Below are 22538 nucleotides of genomic sequence, written 5' to 3'. Positions count from 1 at the left end.
TCAAATCTTAAAAACCTATTCACAGTGCAAAATCCCTCGCACATCCAAGGTGTATCGTTCGCTGCTTTGGCAGACGAATTTGGAACCCCACTATATATTTATGATGGTGAAAAAATCACCAATCAGGTCAAAACTCTTCAGGAGGCATTTTCTGCTGTTCCTTTGAGAATCAAGTATGCCACAAAGGCTCTGTCTAATATCAGTATCCTAAAGCTTATCCGAAAGGCAGGGGCGGGAGTCGATGCCGTGTCAATTGAGGAAGTAAAGTTGGGTCTGATGGCAGGACATCCGGCTGAGGGAATTATGTACACTCCAAGCGGCGTGGGATTTGAAGAAATCAGGGAAGCTGTGGACCTTGGAATCATGATCAATCTGGACAGTCTTCCGCTCATGGAGGAGTTTGGTAAAGTTTATGGGGATTCTGTTCCTGCTTGCATCCGAATCAATCCTCATATCATGGCGGGAGGAAATCTAAAAATATCTACCGGTCACAAGGAAAGTAAATTTGGAATTTCCATTGAGCAACTGCCTCTAATCCTAGAAAAAGTATCAAAATACAACTTGCAGATAGTAGGTCTTCACATTCACACAGGTTCGGATATTTTGGATGCCGAAGTGTTTTTGCAAGGTGGAAATGTGCTTTTTGAGGCGGCGATTCAATTTTCTGGATTAAAGTTTCTTGACTTTGGGGGTGGATTTAAAGTAGCCTATAAGCCTAACGACATCGCTACTGATGTGATGGAAGTGGGAAAAAAAGTAGGGGAAGCATTTCAGGAATTCTGTAAGCGGTATGGTCGACAGCTGGAATTGTGGATAGAACCGGGGAAATTTCTTGTGAGTGAAGCGGGGTACCTTTTGGTTAAAACCAACCTAGTGAAAGAATCAACCACAGTTACGTTTGTCGGTGTGGATACTGGTCTCAACCATCTCATTCGCCCCATGATGTATGATGCCTACCACGGTGTTTACAATTTGAGCAATTCTGAGGGTAAAAAAGGCAAATACAATATTGTTGGATATATCTGTGAGACGGACACGATTGCTGCACACAGGGAACTAAATGAAGTAAAAGCAGGGGATCTGTTGGTGATCAAAAATGCCGGGGCTTATGGATATAGCATGGCTTCAAATTACAACTCCAGGCTGAGACCTGCAGAGATTTTAATTTGGGAGGGAAAGGCTTATCAGATTCGAAGACGTGAACTATTTGAGGACTTAATCAGGAACCAGGAAATCCTCGATTTCTAAAGCTAAAAAGCCTTTTATTACGCCTTTGGTATAATTATTGACAAAAGGTTAAAGCTAAGAAGCGAAAAGTACTTTTCATTCGTTTCTTGGTAAAGAATGAAACCATAAGATTGCTAGCCTCAATCCTAAGCCCTGGTAGTTTCATCGTCTCTTTTAATAAAATTCAATCATGGATAAACTAATGGTTATAACTTTGTTTCGTGGTTGATGGATAGTTTATGCTGAGGAAATTTATTGGGATATTGATAGTATTGATAGGGCTCTTGGGTGCAAATTCCCTGAGTGCTCAGGATGTGCAATATTCTCAATTTTACGCAGCTCCACTTTATCTCAACCCTGCTCTTACCGGCGCTTCCGAACTAACACGAGTTGGAGTCAATTATCGAAATCAATGGCCGGGTTTGGATCACAGTTTCAATTCCTATTCAGCTTATATAGACCACTATATTTTTGATTACAATAGTGGTATAGGGTTGATTTTCAATGGAAATCAAGAAACCTTAGCAAATTTGTCAACCAATGAAATCGGCCTAAGCTATTCATATCGAGTTAGATTTAGTGATAAATTCTTCTTTCGGGTGGGTGGACAGGTTAGCTATATGCAGCGGGATGCCTTCTTCTCTGACTTGGTATTCGGTTCCATGATCGATATTGTCAATGGAACCGTGGGGGGCATTACGGATGAACTCAATGGGGTACCCATAGACAGCCGACATTCGTTCGTTGATTATGCTGTAGGTGGGATGTTTTACAATGATAAGTTTTGGCTGGGAGCCTCAGCACATCATCTTTCAGAACCGAATATTTCGTTTGTGGACGATCAGACAAGCGTACTTCCCATGAAAGTATCACTTCAGGGAGGGTATAAAATAAATTTGGCACCTGGTGGTCGGGACTATTTCACACATGCCTATCAGGAACGATCGCTCGCATTTGCATTTAATTATAAGGAACAAGATCCTTTTAGCCAATTGGATGTCGGTGCCCAATTATTTTTGCAACCTTTAGTTCTTGGTCTTTGGTACCGTGGACTACCTATGAAAAACAACCTTCCAAATAATGAAGCTTTTATAGCGTTGGTAGGTGTTGCGCTCGATTCAGGACTGGATATCGGTTACTCCTATGATATCACTACCTCTAAATTAGGGCAAAGAAACAGCGGTGGCGCACATGAAATTTCTCTTAGATATACTTTTTTATGGGGTGATCCCAAGTCAAGAAACCAAAGATCCAGAGTGATTCCGTGCTTTAGGTACTGATTTTTAAGCCAAAAATTTGCCCAACGGAAAAAATTCCAAATTATTTTAAAAAATATTTAAGTCCTTTTTTGAAGGCCTTTTTTCATTTCACATCCTAAAAAAAGTATCACCTAAACAGTTTTTTTAATTATAAGACATTTTAAAGAAAAGTTAGACTTTTCTAAGGCTGCCATTTCATTTACATCGTAATTCACCACACTTGGAAAATAGAATTTTTAGCTTCTAATTTTCATTAAATCAACGTTTTTAAAGAATATCATTTTGTTGTATATGACTTACAAAAAATATTATTCTTAAAAATGAAATACACAAAAAGGATTTTGTAAGGCAAAAATTTAAGTCCAAAAGTGTTAATAAGGTTTACGAAGTGCAAAAATGGAAGGGTTAAATAAAATAGCAGGTGCAAAGATTCTTTTACTGGTGCTCGGTATGACGATCAATTATTGTGCCTGGTCTCAATTTGCCTTTAATATTCCAAGCCGTGAAAACCAAAGAGTCCATGGTTATGGATCTATTCATGTGGCTGTCAGCGGAAAACTTGCACTTTGCTCTCATAGTGAAAGAGGAAGTATTAATTTGAATGTGACGGGAGGTAAACCCCCCTATAAATTTAGATGGAATACTAACGAAACAACCCAAAACAGAGTCAATCTAAATGCTGGTACTTACACGGTAAATATTACCGATGCTGAAGGAAGCGAGCATATTGAGAGAATTATTGTTCAGCCTCCATTTCCTCTGATTCTTAATCCCGTAGATAAAAAAGATGCTGCCTGCGGATCAGGAAAAGACGGCTATGCCAAAGTAAGTGTAAAAATAGGCCGAAATGACTACGAGGCCGATAGTCCTCCTTATAAAGTAACTTGGAGCAATGGCTTGAAGGATGTATGGGAAGCTAATAATTTGGCTCCTGGCACTTACACTGTAGTCGTTGCAGACAAATATAACTGTGATGTAAGCATCACTTTCGATATCAAATCAGCTGCAGAAGGTATAAATGTCTCATCCAATAGCCAAAACCCATCCTGCGAATCCTCCTCATCAGGAAGTATACTTCTTAATGTCACCGGAGGAAATGCTCCTTACACATACTCATGGAGTAACGGTGCCACAACAAAGGATCTCACAAATATTCCTGCAGGAGATTACCAAGTACTTGTAAAAGATACTAAAGGATGCAGCTTCCAGTCTACTTACAAACTGAACGGGCCGGCTTCCTTAGAATTAGATTCTAAAGTATCCCAGCCTAATTGCGAAGGTTCAAACACCGGGGAAATAGAAGTCCTCCCAAAAGGTGGTAAAGCACCATTTACCTTCCTTTGGAGTAACGGTCAAACCTCCGCCAAAGCAATTGAACTCGGTGTGGGAAGTTATGCAGTAACTGTAAAAGATGCCTTAGGTTGCTCAGTAGAAAAACAATTCTCGTTGACCAATTCCTCAAGCCTTTCTCTTGAAATTTTGGAAAACCTTCCGGTATCCTGCTCAGGACAAAGCGATGGAGGTGTCTCACTGAAAATCTCCGGTGCCAAGGGTGCATTTAAAATAACATGGTCTGACGGGAAAGAAGGACTTACCCAAAGAAAGGACCTAATGGCTGGCACGTACACCATTTCCGTCTCGGACGAAAGTGGATGTTCCATCTCTGTACCAGTAATTGTTGAAGAGTCAACAAAAATCCAAGCTCGGATCGAAACTGCTCTGGATGTGGATTGTGTATCAGGCAAAGCAACAGGTGTAGCATGGGTTTCAATACAAGGAGGTAGAGAACCTTACACAATTAAATGGAACACGAGCACCTCTTCCTCACGGGAAATAAACTTCAGCAAATCCGGTATCCTAAAAGCTACCGTGACTGATGCATTGGGTTGCAGTGTGGAAACTGAATCAAAAGTGGATTTCCCTCTCCAAAACACACAAGGAGGTAGACTGGATTTCCAGTACAGAAAACTTACCATCACCTCAGAACCTGAGGTAATGGTAGAAGAAGAGATTCTTTTTGAAAGTGAAATCTCTCCAGAATTCATTGCTTGGGAATGGGAGTTTGGAGACGGAAATAAATCCACTGAAAAAGACCCAATCCACATATTCTCAAAAGCCGGCGAATACGAAGTAAACCTGATCGGCTATGATGTATTTGGTTGCTCTTCCGTAGAAAAAAACAAAATTCAGGTCACTACTCCTACCGAATTCATTACCATCCCTAATGCATTCACACCAAATGGCGATGGTCTTAATGATACGTTTTTCCCCAAACTTAGAGCTATTTCCTCCTTCCAAATGGAAGTCTTCAACACCTGGGGAGAAAAGCTCTACATCACCAATAGCCTTGAAAGTATAGGTTGGGATGGGACCTACAGAGGTCAGCTGGTACCTGCCGGCAACTATTTATATCGAATCACCTTCACTACCCGAGACGGACAATTGGTCAATCGTTCTGGTGGCATCACCCTTATCAGATAGGATATGAGAAAATCATCTACCCTCATCACACTTGTGATATTGTCCCTTTGTTGGACAACACAAAGCCTAAAAGCGCAGGATGTTCAATATTCCCAGTTTTATGCGAATCCCCTTTACCTCAACCCGGCAATGACTGGGGCGAGTGAGATGACCCGCATTGGGGTGAATTATCGAAATCAATGGCCCGGCTTGGACCAGTCATTTACTTCGTATTCTGCGCACTTGGATCACTACCTGTTTAATATTAACAGTGGTATCGGCGTAGTTTTTAACCGGTCCGAGCAAAGCATGGCTAATCTCAGTGTCACTGAAATAGGCGCTACCTATTCCTATCGTGCAAGATTGGGCTTTCGCTCCTTCCTCAGATTTGGAGGCCAAGTCAGTTACATGGATCGCGATGTATACTTTGGCAATTTGATCTTTGGAAGTCAGATCGACGATCAGACAGGTGCCGTGGGAAGCTTTTCAGGAGAAAACTTAGGTGCTGATTTCAGACATCAGTTTGTAGATTACAGCGTTGGAATGGTATTCAACAATGAAAAATTATGGTTTGGAATATCAGCACATCATATCACCCGACCCAATATGTCTTTCGTGGACGGGCAAATCAGTGAATTGCCAGTTAAATTCTCCGCTCATGGAGGCTATAGAATTGACTTATCAGGTGGCTCTTCCCAGAGTTTTATGAATGACCGTAGCGGTTCAAAAGATTTGACTTTAGCTTTCAATTACAAAAACCAAGGCCCTTTCACCCAACTGGATTTTGGTGCACAAGTAAATATTCAGCCTCTCGTCTTAGGCGTCTGGTATAGAGGAATTCCTGTTTCTGAAGTCACTCAAGCCAATCATGAATCAATCATTGCCTTGGTAGGTATTTCTCTTGGAAATGGCCTTGACGTAGGTTTCAGCCATGACTTCACTATCTCATCTTTAGGGAATGGAAATACCGGCGGAGCGAATGAAATATCCCTCAGATATAGCTTTCTGGCAGGATCCGCTAAAGGTGCCGGAAGAACTTCATCTATGCCATGCTTTAAATATTAATTTTTTCATAAACAATGGGTTTCAAAAAGGGCTTTACTTTGGTAAAGTCCTTTTTTATGGCCAAAACACTCCGTCTGATCCTGGGAGATCAGCTAAATTATCAGCACAGTTGGTTTCAAAAGGTAGATGAATCTGTCACCTACCTCATGATGGAAATGCGTCAGGAGACAGATTATGTCCCTCATCACATTCAGAAAGTAGTTGGCTTTTTTCTTGGGATGCGAAATTTCTCAGAAGAATTGAAATCTGCCGGACATCAAGTGTTGTATTTCACACTGGATCATTCAGAGAATCGGCAAAACCTCAGAGATCAATTGGACTTTTTGATTTCAAAAGAAGATTTTACACGCTTCGAATACCAGCTTCCGGATGAATACCGATTGGATAAAATCTTAAAAGACATTTGTGAAAAGCTTCCAGTTCCTTCCTCATTTATCGATTCAGAGCACTTCTTGACTTCACGGGATTTTCTGAAGGATTTTTTCAAAGGGAAAAAGACCTACTTGATGGAGACTTTCTATCGAGAGATGAGAAGGAAGTACGACATTCTCATGGATGGGAAAGAACCCTTAACAGGACAATGGAACTATGACCATGACAATCGAGGGGCTCTGAAGGATAAAAAAATCCTCAAAAAGGCCCTCATCCGACCAAAAGATGTAAGCGAGATCGTTGCCCTGCTCAAAAAATCCGGCGTGAAAACCATAGGAAGTGTTGATACAGAAAAATTTCCTTGGCCAACCTCCAGAGCAGAAAGCCTCGAAGTTTTAGCCTATTTCTGCGAAAATTTACTACCCACCTTTGGTCTGTATCAAGACGCACTGACCACTTGGGATCCCTATTTATTCCATTCCCGCTTGAGTTTTTCGATGAATTCGAAAATGATTTCTCCATTAGAAGTCGTTCAAACGGTGGAAAAATACTGGTATCAGCATCAGGATCAGATTTCAATCGCCCAAGTGGAAGGATTTATCCGACAGATCATCGGTTGGAGAGAATACATGCGAGGCGTTTACTGGGCGAAGATGCCTGAGTTTGGAGAAATGAACTTCTTTGGACACGATCGAAAACTTCCTGAATGGTTTTGGACCGGAAAGACCAAAATGAATTGCCTTAGTCAAGCCATCGGCCAGTCCTTAGATCTTGCTTATGCACACCACATCCAGCGACTGATGGTCACTGGCAACTTCGCCCTTTTGGCAGGAATCCATCCAGATGAAGTGGATCAATGGTACCTCGGCATATACATCGATGCGATTGAATGGGTCGAAATCACAAACACCCGTGGAATGAGCCAATTTGCTGATGGAGGCATCGTAGGCACCAAACCTTATGTGTCCTCAGCCAACTACATCAAAAAACAAGGAAACTACTGCACCGGCTGTGCCTATGATTCCAATAAAAAAACAGGTCATGGGGCTTGTCCATTCAATAGCTTGTATTGGCACTTTTACGACCGAAATCGCGAAAAACTCGAGAAAAATCCGCGGATTGGAATGGCTTACAGAACCTGGGATAAGATGAATAACAAAACGGAACTCCTCAAACAGGCAGAGTTATACTTGGAGCAAATAAATGATTTGTAAATCTTATGTTTTCAACTTCCTGAATTTTGAAATCCTCCGCCAGCCAGCATCATTTATTCTATCACAAAAAATCATAAGAGTTCTAAAGTGAATCCAAATCTGCTTTGACACAAATATGCCAATGATTTTCTCGAAGCAGATCTCTATCACACTTCGGACAAGTCCACATAGTTCAAATGAAGGTTTGGTATCATCCTCAAACTAGAGTTTATCTAGATTCTTTTTATTTCAAAGGAATATCAAGCGTCCCTGAGCAATATCCAGTCATCAAATCTCCATCATACTGTCCCATATAATAAAGGATCTCCCATTCCTTTTCGGTGTCTATTTGGTAAGGCGCGAAGAAATCTGAATCAACAATTGGAGCTGGAGTCATTCCTGCATTTCCGCGAATGGTATGCTGATACAATTGCCTGAGCGGAATCCGGCTTAGAAGGCGGTTTGCCAAAACGGTGGGACCCGTTGCTTGGGTGAAAAAGTTTACACCAAATAATCTGGATCGATACGCTTCTGCCAAGGCTAGTTTTCCAATAGCCTCTGCTTCTACAATTTTTCCTTGGAGCCAATTCATCCGATTGGTGAAGTAAGAATTCAAATTATCCGGATCCACTCCGATCTGCTGCAGTCCCTCTGTAGAAAGTGCAAATCGCTGGGTAGGAAGTCTTCGGTCTACTTTTTCATTTGGGAAAATCTTGTAAAGCTGGAAATCAGGGTTGTCAAAGTCCATGGGATCAAAGCGTGAAAGCACCGTTTTGCTTTCATTACCTGGTGTAGAAATAGTGAAAACAAAAGGATTTACAGAAAATCGGTCGGGATCTCCATCGGAGGTGATTTGGTTTCTTCCTTCAAAAATTGGCCCTCGAAAAGGCCCATTGGATGCAGGCCGATTTACAAACCGACAAGGGCCACCCATAAGCTTTGCTTCCAAAGCGGAATCCTGAAATCCATCAACCTCGACCTTACTCACTTTTATCCCAATCCCCCGGGTATTATAGTGCTCTCGATCAGGTGAAGCTTCTCGGATATTTTTGATATTGAATCTGGGATCACAGGCTAAGGGATCGATGAAGTCAGGGTCTTTGAGACCGTAGGCATTTTTTACATCTGACTCCTGGGTCCAAATGGAGGGTTCGAGCAGCGTCTCCCCTGCTACTGCAAATGTAAAACCACTGACACCTCGTTGCTCAATAGATGGGTCTGGATCGGTAGCCAGTCTGCACAACCAATATCCTTCAAAAGAAATACTTAAAGTAGGCATATCAGATCAATTAAAAGTGGAAGAATAGTTTTGGAATCCTTTGGAAGAAATGGGAGCTACCATTTGACCTTTCCAGTACGCTTCGAAATTTTTACCTATCCGTTCAAAATTCTCAGCCAGGTAGTTGAAACAAACATCAAAATCCCTTGCATCAGGTTGCTGAAAATAAGCAACATGATACTTGCGGTTTTTGCAGACAAGGCCAATTTCCACTGCTTTTGCGGACATCTCCGAAAAAGCCTTCAAATAAGGATCAAGCGAGGAAAACTCCTGAGTGACCTTCATTTGAGCCTGTTGATTTATTTGTTCAATATTGAATAAAAAATCTGGACCAGCACAGAGATCGGGGACTTTGCCAGGTATCGGCTGATAGCTTTCATTGGCGGGAAGTCTACAGATCAACTCACCCAAGGGACGAATGATATTGGTCATAAATGGATAAAATGCGGTTTGGAAATAAGCATTGACCTCCGGTGGGTGAATTCCTGTAGTTTGATCGATTTCATAGTTGGCAAAAAATCCGCTAAGCATTCTGACCATGGTATTGTAGGCTTGGTCAAAAAGCTTCATAGCTGCTACCGATACTTGATTGTCGATTTTGGTGACTGCGGCTCTTGGCATTCCAGCTCGTTGCTTAATCAAATGTCGATTGCTTTGAACCCCATAGCTTGGATTCCAGGCGACAGGTAAGCTTGGTTCAAATGGCAATCCAGTTTCCAGCACTTCTTTTTGCACCTCATCCAAAACCGATTGGAAGACCCAAAAATGACTTCCCAAGGCCGGAGGAACACCCCAAACGCCTTCACCTTCTTCGATAATCTGATTTATTGCTTCCTCGACGTAATCCTCGTATTTACCCAGAACCAAAGGATTCAAGTTAATATTAAACCCATAGTGTTCGTCCACGATCCGCTCCATATTTTTCCCCTCAATGATTTTGTATTTCAGGGAAACAAGCATCAGGGCACGAATAAACGTATACAGTTCCTCAATACTTTTAAAATAAGTGCCATTTTCCAATGGGGCAGTCAGTTGACTGAGTTTAGCGGGATCATGCGCATCCTTTAGAAATTCCTTAAGGAAGGTCAAGGCTTTTTCCTGAGACTCAAAGGGTTTGTACGTTTCCACTTTAGGATGTGGAATGGTGAAAAGTGCCTGGATTTTTTTAGGAATCTTATTCCCAATTAATGGATCGGGCACGGGAAGGTGATCCGGCTTTTCCCAATACCTAAAAATCTCCAAGGCAAACTGCCCAAAGGGCATCAGATTAACCGGTTTTTGCAAAGGAAAAGTCTCAGCCGGAACTGGAAAATTTGGTCTGAACAGAAACGGTTCTTTGTCCAAAATAGCAAGCAGATTCATCACATAAGTCAGGTGTGTCATCTCTTCTCGGGCGACCATCAGGATATTTGCCTCCCAGCGTCGCAATTTTTCGATCTGGGCCATCCTGATTTGATTGATTCGAATCTGCTTCGCATCATTTGGGTCAGGATTGGGAAGATAATCCGAAAATTCCTCGGGATACTTTTTAATACTAAAGCAGGTGAACAAGTACTGCATTGCAAGCAAATGCTCTGTCGTACTTGCTTGCTTTAGCAGATCCATGATTAATTGGATCAATTCACTTTTACCTGATTCATCGAGGTTTTGCAGCAGTTGATGCAATTCTTCATCAGGCACAATTTTGGGGAGCGTTTTGGTGGACATGTTAGAAAAATTTGATTAAATAGTTTCCGATCTTTAAGAAAATCAGCATTTTAAAAGTAATGATTTATTTGGGCTAGTTTGGATTTTGCCTATCTTGGAATGAAATATTTTATCATCTAACCTAAAATTTTTTCTCAAATGCCAAACATCAAAAACGGGGTGATCCTCGACAACATCGAGCAACTTGTAGGAGCTATCCAAAAAGACCCCAACGTAGCAAAAGTTCAGTTTAAAGCACAGTCAGAATGGAACGGCGGCACGCAAGCCAAAGTGACGATTTCTGAAATGTTTTCCAATGGCCAAAACATGTTCGGGCCAGAGCGGAATTTCAATTTGATCGTCGATGAACCGGCGGTTTTAGGAGGTAAGGACGAATATCCAAATCCTGTCGAATACTTGGCTTCGGCACTTTGTGGTTGCCTTACAGCAGGGATTGCCACCAATGCGGCACTTTTCGGGACAGAACTCGAAAAAATCAATGTTGAAGTGCTTGTCAACTTTGATATTCACGGAGTACTTGGCCTTGATAGAAGTAAGCCAAGTGGGCCATTGGATCTTCACTATAAGGTGACGCTCAAAGGTAAGAATGGTGCAAACGTCGACCAGCTCATCAAATCAAAAGAAACACTGGACAAAAAATCTCCGATCAAAAACACCATCGAGCTTCCGCTGCGAGTCACAACCGAAGTGGTAGTCGAGGAATAAAAATGACAACCCAACGCTCTTCTTTTGGGGTAGGATTTTCTGAATCTTCCAATTCACTGAAGGCAGGCAATTATGCTGTATCAGAGGCTTTAAGGCAAGCTGAACTTTCTAGCGAGGAAGTTCAGCTTTGCTTTTTATTTTGTACCTCCCGACATGATCCTGATGATTTTTTTCAGGGGGTAAAGAGAGAACTTGGGAGCCAAACCAAGTTTTTTGGGGGTTATGCCAACGGAACCTGTACCAATGACCAAGTCGGATATGATGGATATCAAACCGTAGTTGGAGTCTGGGGAAAAACAGATATCACGTTTGATTTATTGATCCAAGAGGGCATTGCCTTTCAGGAATATGAAACGGGAAAAGCCTTAGGTCAACAAATCCAGCAAAAGAAATACAAGCAGCCTGCACAAATGCTCTTGTTATTTGATGCTGTAAACAGGCTGGAGGGCAAGTTTCGAATGAATTATGGAACGCCTTTTATTAAAGGCATGAATGAAACCATCGGAACTTGGCCCAAGGTGGTCGGAGCAAGACTTTTGGGAGATATGAAATTCAAACCTACCCGACAGTGGCTGGGAGATCGAATGACACAAAACGCTGCCATGGCCTTGATTATGTCGGGCAATATCCAAATGGATTACCAGATCATGCACGGATGTCATCCTGCCAGCGCATATCACAAGGTCACCGCTATAAATGGTGCAAATATTCTGGAGTTAGACCACAAGCCTGCACTCGATGTAGTGGGGGAAATTCTGGGAGAAGATCTTAGAGACAACTATCAGGAACTCAAGTTTTTTGTCACACTAGGCAAAAACATTGGAGATAAATGGGAGAATTATAATCCTGGAAATTACATTAATCGGATGTGCGTGGGAGTGGATACAGAATCACGAGGGCTCTATATGGCTGAGATGGATTTGGAAGAAGGGATGGAGGTACAACTGATGCGAAGGAGCTTTGAGATGGAATATGTCTCGGTAAGGACCAAAAAACTGATTGAAAAAGTTAAGGCATCGGACCGTCGAATAATTTTTGGGATGTACATCAATTGCTCCGGAAGGGCTGCTGCTTATTCCAACAATACGGACGAGGACATCCGGCACGTTCAAGAGGCTATCAACGGAGAATTTCCGCTGTTGGGAATTTATGAAGCGGGAGAATTGGCCATGATTGGCGGCGAACTTCAAGTCTTGGATTGGACAGGGTTATTTTGTTTGTTTAGCGAAGCAAAAAATTAGGCTCAGATGAATGAGGAGGAAATTGAGGAGCTAAAAAGACAGGTAGAGTATTATAAAAGACTCTCCGATGAAGTCGCAGGACAAAATATCCGAAGCGATGCCCAGCTATCTTTACTTAAGCGAAAGCTTGATCAAAAGCAAAACGGTTTTACTATTCTTTCGGACTTGCACGATGTCTTTGGACAACAGATCTACGAGAAGGAATTTTTTACCAGCACCCTCGAGCTAATCATTACCACCCTGAAGATGGATAAAACACTGGTGTTCTGGCAAAGTCCGGAGAACCCAACTGTATTTATTCCTAAATGGATGATGGGGTACAGCAAAGATGAGTCGGTACAAATTCAGACCAAGGAACTAGAATTCAAGCTGGATGGTGACTCGCTAACTCGACCTTTCATTTTCAACCAAAAAAGCACGCCCAATTCTATTGCAATTCAGATCAGAAATAATTTTCTCCTTCAGTTTTTCGTCGCGATACCCATTCGAATTCAAGGTCAAATCGAGGGTTGGATGCTAAGCGCAAGAGATAGGGAGGCTTGGCCCTTTTATCCTCCGCTTGATCAAGGCGACATGGATACCTTGGTGGCCATCGGAGGATTTATAGAGGCAGGATTGGCAAATGCCTCTCTATATTCCAGTCTCGAAAAAGCAAATAAAGAACTTGAAGCTTATAATCACGAGTTGGAAAAACGAGTAGCAGAGCGAACCAAAGATCTGCGGATTCGGAATCAGGAGCTATCCAGAGAAAAGAAAAGATCAGAGGATTTATTGCTAAATATCCTTCCAAAAGAAACAGCCGACGAACTCAAAAAGAATGGTTTTGCTAAAGCCAAACTTCAGGAAAACGCGACAGTAATGTTCACCGATTTTGTGAATTTCACCAAGTTTTCATCGCAGATTTCCTCTGAGGAATTGGTCGCTGAATTGGACCATTGTTTCAGGTATTTTGATATGATCACGACAAAGTATGGGCTTGAAAAAATCAAAACCATCGGTGATGCCCACATGAGCGCCTGTGGAGTAACCGGGGAAGGTGGTACAGCCTCTGATGTGATCCATGCGGGTTTGGAAATCCGGGATTTCATCGAAGAATACCGAAAAGAAAAACCTGAACATCTTCGTCAATACTTCAGAATAAGAATAGGCATCAATACAGGCCCGGTGGTAGCTGGAGTCGTAGGGCTAAAGAAATTCTCCTTTGATATCTGGGGAGACACAGTAAATACCGCGGCACGAATGGAACAGGGTAGTAGCGCTGGCAAAGTAAACGTTTCCCATTCCACCTATATGAAGTGCAAGGAGGATTTTGATTTCGAAGAACGAGGGGAAATCGCCGCCAAAAACAAAGGCGAAATTCTGATGTATTATGTAGAGCGGAAAAAATAGAATTTGGATATCCGCTTCTTTGCCAGTAGATCAAAATGGCCTCGACTTCGCTCGGCCACCGGATTTCAGTTTATTAAAGGGAGGGGAGGATTATGCGGTGCAGCCGCATATTCCTCCCCTCCGCCAAAAAAACTAACGGACACCGAGCGAAGTCGAGGTGAAACTTTTATCATAGTGTTTATTTAATTCTTTAGGCTTAATCTCCAATCCACTCTGCCACAAAAAGATTAGTATCCCGAGTTCCTCCATTATTTCGATTGGATGAGAAAACCAGGTATTTCCCATCATTTGAGAAAACAGGAAATGCATCAAAGGTGCCGTCATGGGTGATTCTTGTCAAACCTGTTCCATCCAAGTTTATCATGAAAAGATTGAAAGGGTAACCTCGTTCAGTCAAATGATTGGAGGCAAAAATGAGTTTCTCTCCAGAGGGATGAAAGAAAGGTGCCCAATTCGCTTTGCCCAAACTTGTGATTTTCCTGACATCGGTGCCATCTGCATTGGCCACGTATAATTCCATATCGGTTGGCTTCACCAGACCTTGCTTCAGCAGGTCTTTGTATTCGGATATTTCTTCTTCGGTCTGAGGACGGGAAGCTCTCCAGACGATTTTACTACCATCAGGTGAGAAAAATGCTCCACCGTCGTAGCCAAGATCTGATGTGATTTGCTTTACATCACTTCCATCAATATTCATGGTATAAAGTTCCAAATCGCCTGTTCTCATGGAAGTGAAAACGATTTTATCGCCTTTTGGAGAAACGGTCGCCTCGGCATCGTAGCCAGGTTCAGTGGTTAATTGGGAAAGTATTTTACCTTCTAAGTCTGCTGTGAAGATGTCAAAGCTTTCATAGATCGGCCACACATATTTTCCATCTGCTCTTCTTTCGGGGACCGGTGGACAGGCTGGATCTACCAAATGAGTTGAGGCATAGACAAAAGTTTTATCTCCGGGTAAGAAATAGGAGCAAGTAGTCCGTCCAAGACCGGTACTTATTCGCTTTGGTTGAGAAAGAGCAAGATCATCTTCTCTCCAATTAAGGTAAAACATCTGGTCGCACTCATTTCCCCAATCTGCATAGTCAGATTGAAACACGAGCATAGAGTCGTCAAATGACCAATAAGCCTCAGCATTATTACCACCAAAAGTCAATTGTTTGACATTTTTGAGGTATTTCATTTCCTCGGGATGGAGAAGCAAGGAATCTGAAGAAGAATGGAGTTCAGGAGTTTGAACGGTTTCAGTTTTCGGATTGCAAGCAAAAGATGCAATCAAAATTGGAACAAGGAGTTTTCTCATTTTAAACGGTGAAATTTGAAAGAATTTAGGTTTGAAACTTTAAAATAATTATCAAAAACGTTCTCAAATAGCTTTTGAAAAACTTCTGTTTATTTTTATTTCTTATAATTCAAAGTTCTCCAAAAAGACTTTCTGCGGTGTAATAAATTGTTTGATCAAACCTTCTCTCAGGACTAAGCATTTTTTCTCCGCCGTTTAAAATAATATCCTTTAAAATGTCAGGCTTCAAAATTGGTTTGGTCCTCCTTTCATGATCCATGTAATATCTTGTTACCTTTCCGCTTAAGGCGAACTCTTTATCACTTTGTAGTCCAAATGCCATTTCTGTATAAATCCTTTGAATATTGGTTTTTCGTGAAGTTGAAATCTCGTAAAGGATTCTAATTAGTCTTGCGGAACTTCGCAAATACCTATTGACATATCCTTCACCTCCAAGTGATCTGTCAAGAAAAGGTCTACAGATTGCAAAATCAGACCACACAAACAAATCAAATGCATTTTCATCCAAAATGGGCGATTTTCCCTTAGTTTTCCAAATAGGTTGAATAAGAAATGGTTTTTGAACATGCCTGTATTCAGACTGAAAAGTATCTAGACCCGTTATAATTTCTTTTCTTTTTGAATCGATTTCAATCCTACTATCCCAATGTTGGATTGCAGCGCACACTGGCTCAAAAATTTCCCGAATTCGTCCAAAATTCTCCTCGCAAGAATCCGCTATTCCTAAAGCTGAGTATGATGTTGTGGCAGGTCGAATTACTATTTCAGAACCCCAATTCTTTTCATTTTGATTACATGTACTACTATCCGGAAGTACAGTCAATTTGACCTCTAATGCACGCAGTTGTCTGAATTCATCACTGATTACCAGATCTATTCCTTTAATATCATCAAAAGCAAACCTTTGATAAGGTTCGAATCGGGTTTCAAAATCAAAAGACAATTTTTGATTTTCTACTTTAGTATTAAATATTTCATCAATACTGATTTCCGAAGCTTCTACTTGTAAATTTGAGTTTAATGATAAATATACTGCCTTTATCTTTTTGTCTCTCATATAGCAGGCTAGAGATGCTGGAAAAGTACTGTTGAATTGATTTTTGCCCCAAAGATCAATTCCAGAGCGATTGGATTTGTGGATTCCATACAAGCCGGGTGTACTTTTTGTCATAAAATTTGAAGACGTCAAAATTTTGACGTCAATTTAATTGTTTATATGTTTGGTAATTAAATTAAAAATCCCATAAACGACAATAAAATGTTAGGTATTGATCTTTTTTCCGGCTGTGGAGGTATGGCATTAGGATTTCAAATGGCCGGGGTAAAAATAGATAGGGCGTATGAATTTTGGGATGAAGCCATTAAATGTTATGAGAAAAATTTTCAGCATCCAATAAAAAAGGCAGACCTCAGCAAATTCGAGTTTTTCGCAGACGAAATATCCTGCTTAAATCCAGATATAATTTTTGGAGGTCCTCCTTGTCAAGATTTTTCACAAGCAGGAAATAGACGCGAAGGAAATAACGCAGATCTAACTATTGCATATGCCGAAATCATTTCAAGGGTAAAGCCAAAATGGTACGTGATGGAGAATGTGGATCGATCACGGAAAAGTTCGGCCTACACAAATGCTCGAAAGATTTTCAAAAAAGCAGGATATGGAGTAACAGAAATTGTATTAGACGCTAGTCTCTGTGGAGCACCTCAGAAAAGAAAAAGATTTTTTTCAATTGGTCTAATCAATGCTAATGACGGATTTTTAAATCATTCATTAGAGAAAAATTTATCAAAAGTTCCAATGACCATAAGAAGTTTTTTTAACGGAAATTTTGAAATCGAATACTATTATAGACATCCAAGAAATTACAACAGGAGAGGTATTTTTTCGATAGATGAACCGTCACCGACAATTCGAGGTGTCAATAGACCTGTACCTGCAGGATATCCAGGCCACCCAAATGATCCTGTGATAGCAGCTGGAGTAAGAGAACTTTCAACATTAGAAAGAGCACTTGTTCAAACCTTCCCAAAAAGCTTTATTTTTCCTTCAGAATCCAAAACTATAAATGAGCAACTTATTGGTAATGCAGTTCCTGTTAAACTCGCAGAATACGTTGCAAAAGCGGTGATGAACTATCATTTGTCTGAAAAATGCCCAGAAGAAAAAGAACAATTGATTCTAAATTTGTAGAGTGGCTGCAAGCTGCAAAAAATCTTAAGAGACGAAGTTCAATTGACGTGAAATCACACCTTTTAAGAGCAGACGAAATTATTGATGTTGAGGATATGACACTAAGGGAACCTGAAATAACTTATGGCCTTTCAAAATCAGAAAAATTTCAAGAGCTTACTTCAAGTACGAAATCTCACTTAAAAAGGGCTGTAAGACTTTACAAAGAATACTTAGAAGAAAGGCAAAACGAGGAGGGAATATAAAACCTAGTCTTAAGGTTGCCTTATAAGATAATATATAATTTCTCCCAATCTCATAAAATGAAATATCGTTTTTCCCTCTATTTAATTTCTATTTTATCAATTTTCCTTTTTTCATGTGATGGACCTCCAAACGATGAAAAACTCCTCTCAAATCTTAATGAGGATGTGACTTTCCTCGCCGCGGATGATTTGGGAGGTAGAGCTATTGGGACCGAAGGTGAAGAAAAGGCCGCTGACTACCTTGCTAAAGCATTTAAAAAAGCGGGACTTCAGCCAAAAGGCACTGAAGGATTTTTCCAGCCCTTTACAGTTTCAAAACCATCAAACCCACATGAAGAAGCAGTAATCGGAACCGACGGAGAAGGAATTACCGGCCGAAATGTGGTGGGATTTCTGGACAAAAAATCTGATAAAACTATCGTGATTGGGGCACATTTTGACCACTTAGGAATGGGCGGTTCGGGTTCACTCCACCGAGGCGATTCGGCGATTCATAATGGTGCAGACGACAATGCTTCCGGGACAGCAGCTTTGTTGGCTTTGACAGAAATTCTCAAGCATGAAGAATTAAGCAGCAATGTGCTTTTCATCGCTTTCTCAGGAGAAGAAAACGGGCTTTGGGGTTCGAATTATTTTGTCAAAAATCCAACAATTGACCTTGGCAGCGTGAATTATATGATCAATATGGATATGGTGGGCAGATTAAATGAGGAAAAGTCCCTTGCCGTGTATGGCGTAGGAACCAGCCCAAGTTTCCTTTCTATTTTGGATCCGATTAATTCTGATAGCTTGAAAATTGTCACCACCGAATCGGGCGTAGGTCCATCAGATCACACTTCATTTTACCTTCAGGATTTGCCTGTTTTGCACTTTTTCACTGGGCAGCACGAGGATTACCACAAGCCAAGCGATGATTCGGACAAGATCAACTATGAAGGATTGGTGAAAGTAGTCCGTTACATCTCCAGAGTCATAAAACAACTCGATTCTGAGCCAAAATTGGCTTTCACCAAAACCAAAGACTCCAGCGATTCGCCACGATTTACGGTTTCGATGGGTGTAGTTCCAGATTACATGTATGATGGAAAAGGAATGCGAGTAGACGGAGTTTCTGAAGGAAAACCCGCGCAAGTCGCCGGTTTGCTGAAAGGTGATATTGTGGTGCAGCTAGGAGATTCCACGGTCTATGACATGATGAGCTACATGCGTGCACTGAGTGCATTTCAAAAAGGTGACGAGACTAAAGTGATAATCGAAAGAAGTGGACAGCAAGTAGAGACGGTGGTGAAGTTTTAATATAGTAATCCTTTGAAAAAGGAACCTGTCTCATAAGTAGTGTTTGTTACATTGAGCAAAGTCGAAATGTTGGCCTAATTACAGAAATGGCCTTCGACTCCTGTCACCCTGAGCGCAGTCGAAGGGTCAGGCTGACACCAAGAAGCATTTTGAGACAGCCTCATTTTTTTATTCAATCGGATTCGCCTCCACCCCTTCAAAAGTCATTTTGATCGGCTTGATCGTCCCGTCTTCGTTGAACTCCATTACATCGATGCAGGTCACCCGGTGATCTCTTCCTTCATTGGGAATCGGTCTGCGATGATACACCATATACCATTCGTCAGTTCCCGGCTTTTGAATGACCGAGTTATGACCTGCTCCAGTCGCAACGGTAGTATCTGATTCGAGAATAGTACCGATCCGTCGATAGGGTCCGGTTGCTTTTTCCGCCATAGCATAGGCTACTTTGTAGGTATCATTGGTCCAGCCACCTTCAGACCACATCAGGTAATAGGTTCCATTTCGGAGAAACATAAAAGGACCTTCCACATAGCCTTCGGGAGTGATTTCATGAAAAAGCGCTCCGTCATCCCAAGGTTCAAAACCGGTGAAATCTGCGTTAAGCTTGCCGATATTGCAATGACTCCATCCTCCGTAGAAAAAGTAATGGGTGCCATCGGTGTCCTTAAAGACAAACTGATCTATTGGCTGAGCACCATGATGAAAGTCGGAAAGAAGTGGTTTTCCAAGCAAATCCTGGAATGGTCCGGCAGGTGAATCTGCCACAGCCACACCGATTCCTCCGAAGTGATTGATATCATTGTTGGGATCGTAGCCCGGTCTCTCCGGAGTAAGCGGGTCATTGGCCGCAAAGAATAGGTAAAATTTCCCATCCTTTTCGATCGCAGCAGGAGCCCAAATCGCTTGTCTCGCCCATTTGATTGCCACAGTATCAAGGATTCGCTCGTGCTTTTCCCAAGTCACCAAGTCCTTCGACAAAAAAGCATCCAAGTGTAGCTGATCGGTGAAAGCAGCAGAATAGGTTGGATAGATCCAGTATTCATTCCCAAACACAATTCCTTCCGGATCGGCATACCAACCTTCGAAAATCGGGTTTCCTGAGAGTTTGGGTTCTACTTGTGTTTCTGTTTTTGGAGAGGAGCAGGCAAGGGTTATAGCAATGAATGGAATGAGGTTTTTAAGGTTCATCTTATAGGTTTCAGATTTGGAACAAATTAACCATATCCCACAGAAATGAAAAACTCTTACTGATTGGCCAACTTTAGGGCCTCTTCTAAAAACTCATCTTTCCCCGCTTTGACTCCTTCAATTGTTTTTTCTACCAAAACATTCGGAATAATTCCCACTCCATGGAATTTGGAACCATCATGCTTGAGCACTCTCATTCCAGTAAAAGAAATCGAATAGTTTCCGGGTAATATAAATTGATTTATGTTCCCATTTGTGCCGGAAGTAGGCTGACCTACAATGGTAGCTAGTTCATATCCTTCTATAAAACCCATATAACTTTTAGCATAGCTGACAGCACTACCATCGGTGATAAAAATGATCTTTCTCCCTCCCAAATACGGCTTTTTGGGGCTTAGATTCCAACCTTGAAAAGTAAACCCAGCTGGATTCTCCCGATCAGGATAGATCCGCTGATCTACTTGCATCCATTTATCTTTATCGGGCTTGTCTAAAAGGTGTTGAATAAACTGATGATTACTATTTGGATAGCCACGAAGGTCTGCAATGATGGCTTTGCTCCTTTCCAATTGGGCCATCAAGGAATTGATGGTATCCATTGGAATCAGATCTAGATTGAGGTATACAATCTCATTATTCTCGCCAAAAAACCTGAATTTCGGAGACGAAACAGAGCGCTCAGAATCTTTTTGATAAAAGTTTGAATCTCGGGTCAATTCCTGAATTTTACCGTTCACTTTAATTCTGATTTTTGAGTTTTCCGGCCCCATCAAGCTTTCAATTGCTGCTCTATAATTCTTCCAACCTTCACTGGCAGCAGAGATGCCTGATTCTATTTTTTCAAAGTAAAGATCAGGTAATTCACCATCTATCTCTTCTACTTGATCACCTATTTTAATCCCTGCATTTTCTTCAAAAACTTCCGTGATAATCAGCTGGTTTTCGATCCATTCCCATCTGATTGGAGGAGCAAAAAAGGAGGTTTGGGCACTGTAGACATTGACATGGTTGTCTTTGAGTTTAGCAGTGAGCACTTTCAATTCATCATGATGGAGGGATCGGTCAGAACTAAATGTTGCGATCAGGCTTTCTTCCAGCACCATTTCCCAATCCACCTCTACGACATCAAAGTAGGGGTAGAAATGCTGAAATACATTCCATGCATTGATTAGATTGCCGATCCTGAATTCCACAGAATCGGGAGTATTTGGAGTGTTTTTTCGATTTATATTGATGAATTCACTGATGGGAATAGTACTTTTTGGATAGGTGTTATTTTCTTTTGAATACAGCAACAGCGACATATTTATCCAGATATTAGGGGAAATTTCCCTATTCCAGAATTTGTTCCTCTCAGGAGATTTGTCAAAAATTGGCTTGGAAATCCTGTACTCCGGCTCTTTGGTGCGGATTTCCAAAGATCTAAGTCCCTGTGTTTTTTCTTTAGAATTTGTTGCTATGTCCACACCACCTCCTATAAAAGACCAGCTGGTTCCCTTCAGACTAGTGTCCTCAAATGAACCATTTGTTACAGCAATCGGAATCCATGCCCCATTTTCCTCATAAAACAGTTCGAGCTCATCTATAAAGAATGCACCTTCACCTTTCAAAAAACCACCAAAGCTGATTGTTGATGCCGCGGGGTCTACTTTTCCTTCAAAGGAATAGGCTTTCCAATCTGAACTCCGGATCGGACTATCATCCATGTTGTTAAAGAATCCCATGGACTTATCTTCCTTATCGACTCTCAGCCAAATATGTCCAGTGCCTCCACGCTCAGTGGCCAATTTAGCTTTGGAGCTGATTTTGATCCTTCTTCCCAAATACGGCTGAGCATCAATTTGCGTGACGATTCCTCCAAAGTCCTCTGTGCGTTCAATCTTTTGGGATGCATTTACTCTGACACTTTTATACAGATTACTTGGGTTGGTCATGTCCTTCCCAACTCCATAATGTTGCCAATAGACCGGAGAATAGCCCTTTTGATCCTTTGGAGTTAGTAAGCCAGTAAGCTTAATTTCAGGTTGAGCTTCAGAGGAAAAAACAACTGATGGAGCGAGGTATTCAAAAATGTAATTAAGCGTATTGATCAACTCTTCATCAGAATTGCAATCAAGAACCTGTTGTGCTCCATAGGCTGAAAACCAACCCCAATCCATTTCGTCTCCTTCTGCACTAGGGTGAAAATACTTGACATATCCATACGCTTTTCCGAAGGCTTTGAGATTCGTGATTTCCCGTTCGGTTTGACCAAAAAGTCCACCGGAAACTAAAAATGATACGCCAAACGCTAAACAGAAAAATTTGATTTGGAGACATATAGGCTTTAATTTTTTCATCGGATTTAAAAAATATTTTTCATATAACTAGTTACAAAATCGCTCCAATAACCAGAAAAGTCTACGTCTAATTTTAGGA

The 22538-nt window shown here is 41.3% G+C and carries 17 protein-coding genes; 11 read left to right on the top strand and 6 right to left on the bottom strand.

Going from position 1 to position 22538, the window contains the following annotated elements:
• Window positions 1-24 precede the first annotated feature (24 nt).
• From lysA to ACK4HU_RS06420, 5 genes are all read left to right on the top strand, one after another.
• The gene (lysA, locus tag ACK4HU_RS06440) at window positions 25-1248 is read left to right on the top strand and encodes a diaminopimelate decarboxylase (RefSeq protein WP_409804493.1); all 1224 of its coding nucleotides are present in this window, start codon (window positions 25-27) and stop codon (window positions 1246-1248) included.
• 218 nt (window positions 1249-1466) lie between these two features.
• Window positions 1467-2507 (top strand): type IX secretion system membrane protein PorP/SprF, encoded by a 1041-nt coding sequence (locus ACK4HU_RS06435; RefSeq protein ID WP_409804490.1) that lies wholly within the window; start codon window positions 1467-1469, stop codon window positions 2505-2507.
• 375 nt (window positions 2508-2882) lie between these two features.
• Window positions 2883-4967, top strand: coding sequence for a gliding motility-associated C-terminal domain-containing protein (locus ACK4HU_RS06430; RefSeq protein WP_409804488.1), 2085 nt, complete (start codon window positions 2883-2885; stop codon window positions 4965-4967).
• A gap of 3 nt (window positions 4968-4970) precedes the next feature.
• Window positions 4971-6011, top strand: a complete 1041-nt coding sequence (locus ACK4HU_RS06425; RefSeq protein ID WP_409804485.1) for a type IX secretion system membrane protein PorP/SprF — start codon at window positions 4971-4973, stop codon at window positions 6009-6011.
• 56 nt (window positions 6012-6067) lie between these two features.
• Window positions 6068-7597, top strand: coding sequence for a cryptochrome/photolyase family protein (locus tag ACK4HU_RS06420; protein ID WP_409804482.1), 1530 nt, complete (start codon window positions 6068-6070; stop codon window positions 7595-7597).
• 223 nt (window positions 7598-7820) lie between these two features.
• Here the strand turns inward: ACK4HU_RS06420 and ACK4HU_RS06415 are convergent, their stop codons facing one another.
• On the bottom strand, window positions 7821-8855 hold the full coding sequence (locus ACK4HU_RS06415; RefSeq protein WP_409804480.1) for a hypothetical protein: 1035 nt from the start codon (window positions 8853-8855) through the stop codon (window positions 7821-7823).
• Between the two features lie 6 nt (window positions 8856-8861).
• On the bottom strand, window positions 8862-10562 hold the full coding sequence (locus tag ACK4HU_RS06410; protein WP_409804477.1) for a ferritin-like domain-containing protein: 1701 nt from the start codon (window positions 10560-10562) through the stop codon (window positions 8862-8864).
• Between the two features lie 138 nt (window positions 10563-10700).
• Between ACK4HU_RS06410 and ACK4HU_RS06405 the strand changes: the two genes are divergently transcribed.
• Genes ACK4HU_RS06405 through ACK4HU_RS06395 form a run of 3 tightly spaced genes read left to right on the top strand, consistent with a single transcriptional unit; the run spans window position 10701 to window position 13897 of the window.
• Entirely contained in the window at window positions 10701-11267 is a 567-nt protein-coding gene (locus ACK4HU_RS06405; RefSeq protein WP_409804474.1) for an OsmC family protein, read from the top strand.
• Window positions 11268-11269: 2 nt separating this feature from the next.
• Window positions 11270-12508: an FIST N-terminal domain-containing protein gene (locus ACK4HU_RS06400; protein WP_409804472.1), complete on the top strand. Its 1239-nt coding sequence runs from the start codon at window positions 11270-11272 to the stop codon at window positions 12506-12508.
• 6 nt (window positions 12509-12514) lie between these two features.
• On the top strand, window positions 12515-13897 hold the full coding sequence (locus ACK4HU_RS06395; protein ID WP_409804470.1) for an adenylate/guanylate cyclase domain-containing protein: 1383 nt from the start codon (window positions 12515-12517) through the stop codon (window positions 13895-13897).
• Between the two features lie 196 nt (window positions 13898-14093).
• Here the strand turns inward: ACK4HU_RS06395 and ACK4HU_RS06390 are convergent, their stop codons facing one another.
• Together ACK4HU_RS06390 and ACK4HU_RS06385 are read right to left on the bottom strand one after the other, a co-directional pair.
• Window positions 14094-15197 carry a TolB family protein gene (locus tag ACK4HU_RS06390; RefSeq protein WP_409804467.1) on the bottom strand — a complete coding sequence of 368 codons (1104 nt, stop codon included), beginning with the start codon at window positions 15195-15197 and terminating at the stop codon, window positions 14094-14096.
• A 109-nt stretch (window positions 15198-15306) separates the two neighbouring features.
• Window positions 15307-16368 carry a HindVP family restriction endonuclease gene (locus ACK4HU_RS06385; RefSeq protein ID WP_409804465.1) on the bottom strand — a complete coding sequence of 354 codons (1062 nt, stop codon included), beginning with the start codon at window positions 16366-16368 and terminating at the stop codon, window positions 15307-15309.
• An 87-nt stretch (window positions 16369-16455) separates the two neighbouring features.
• Here ACK4HU_RS06385 and ACK4HU_RS06380 point away from each other — a divergent pair, with 87 nt between their 5' ends.
• The 3 genes from ACK4HU_RS06380 to ACK4HU_RS06370 are packed head-to-tail and all read left to right on the top strand — an operon-like array spanning window position 16456 to window position 18929.
• A complete protein-coding gene (locus ACK4HU_RS06380) occupies window positions 16456-17388 on the top strand; it encodes a DNA cytosine methyltransferase (protein ID WP_409804463.1) in 933 nt (310 codons plus the stop codon).
• Entirely contained in the window at window positions 17349-17633 is a 285-nt protein-coding gene (locus ACK4HU_RS06375) for a hypothetical protein (RefSeq protein WP_409804460.1), read from the top strand. The genes ACK4HU_RS06380 and ACK4HU_RS06375 overlap by 40 nt, the downstream gene beginning before the upstream one ends.
• 57 nt (window positions 17634-17690) lie before the next feature.
• Window positions 17691-18929: a M28 family peptidase gene (locus ACK4HU_RS06370; RefSeq protein ID WP_409804458.1), complete on the top strand. Its 1239-nt coding sequence runs from the start codon at window positions 17691-17693 to the stop codon at window positions 18927-18929.
• A gap of 168 nt (window positions 18930-19097) precedes the next feature.
• On the opposite strand, the gene ACK4HU_RS06365 is transcribed toward ACK4HU_RS06370, so the two are convergent.
• The gene (locus ACK4HU_RS06365; RefSeq protein WP_409804456.1) at window positions 19098-20120 is read right to left on the bottom strand and encodes a glycoside hydrolase family 43 protein; all 1023 of its coding nucleotides are present in this window, start codon (window positions 20118-20120) and stop codon (window positions 19098-19100) included.
• Window positions 20121-20176: 56 nt separating this feature from the next.
• Entirely contained in the window at window positions 20177-22459 is a 2283-nt protein-coding gene (locus ACK4HU_RS06360) for a S41 family peptidase (protein WP_409804454.1), read from the bottom strand.
• Window positions 22460-22538: the final 79 nt, after the last annotated feature.

The organism is Algoriphagus sp. (assembly GCF_046296635.1).
Classification (GTDB): Bacteria; Bacteroidota; Bacteroidia; order Cytophagales; family Cyclobacteriaceae; genus Algoriphagus.
This window is presented reverse-complemented; position numbering and strand designations above follow the sequence as displayed.

Bases quoted from the DNA above. Each gene is read 5' to 3' on its own strand.
- ACK4HU_RS06435 (WP_409804490.1), top strand. From the start codon at position 1,467: ATGCTGAGGAAATTTATTGGGATATTGATAGTATTGATAGGGCTCTTG.
- ACK4HU_RS06430 (WP_409804488.1), top strand. From the start codon at position 2,883: ATGGAAGGGTTAAATAAAATAGCAGGTGCAAAGATTCTTTTACTGGTG.
- ACK4HU_RS06425 (WP_409804485.1), top strand. From the start codon at position 4,971: ATGAGAAAATCATCTACCCTCATCACACTTGTGATATTGTCCCTTTGT.
- ACK4HU_RS06420 (WP_409804482.1), top strand. From the start codon at position 6,068: ATGGCCAAAACACTCCGTCTGATCCTGGGAGATCAGCTAAATTATCAG.
- ACK4HU_RS06415 (WP_409804480.1), bottom strand. From the start codon at position 8,855: ATGCCTACTTTAAGTATTTCTTTTGAAGGATATTGGTTGTGCAGACTG.
- ACK4HU_RS06410 (WP_409804477.1), bottom strand. From the start codon at position 10,562: ATGTCCACCAAAACGCTCCCCAAAATTGTGCCTGATGAAGAATTGCAT.
- ACK4HU_RS06405 (WP_409804474.1), top strand. From the start codon at position 10,701: ATGCCAAACATCAAAAACGGGGTGATCCTCGACAACATCGAGCAACTT.
- ACK4HU_RS06400 (WP_409804472.1), top strand. From the start codon at position 11,270: ATGACAACCCAACGCTCTTCTTTTGGGGTAGGATTTTCTGAATCTTCC.
- ACK4HU_RS06395 (WP_409804470.1), top strand. From the start codon at position 12,515: ATGAATGAGGAGGAAATTGAGGAGCTAAAAAGACAGGTAGAGTATTAT.
- ACK4HU_RS06390 (WP_409804467.1), bottom strand. From the start codon at position 15,197: ATGAGAAAACTCCTTGTTCCAATTTTGATTGCATCTTTTGCTTGCAAT.
- ACK4HU_RS06385 (WP_409804465.1), bottom strand. From the start codon at position 16,368: ATGACAAAAAGTACACCCGGCTTGTATGGAATCCACAAATCCAATCGC.
- ACK4HU_RS06380 (WP_409804463.1), top strand. From the start codon at position 16,456: ATGTTAGGTATTGATCTTTTTTCCGGCTGTGGAGGTATGGCATTAGGA.
- ACK4HU_RS06375 (WP_409804460.1), top strand. From the start codon at position 17,349: ATGCCCAGAAGAAAAAGAACAATTGATTCTAAATTTGTAGAGTGGCTG.
- ACK4HU_RS06370 (WP_409804458.1), top strand. From the start codon at position 17,691: ATGAAATATCGTTTTTCCCTCTATTTAATTTCTATTTTATCAATTTTC.
- ACK4HU_RS06365 (WP_409804456.1), bottom strand. From the start codon at position 20,120: ATGAACCTTAAAAACCTCATTCCATTCATTGCTATAACCCTTGCCTGC.
- ACK4HU_RS06360 (WP_409804454.1), bottom strand. From the start codon at position 22,459: ATGAAAAAATTAAAGCCTATATGTCTCCAAATCAAATTTTTCTGTTTA.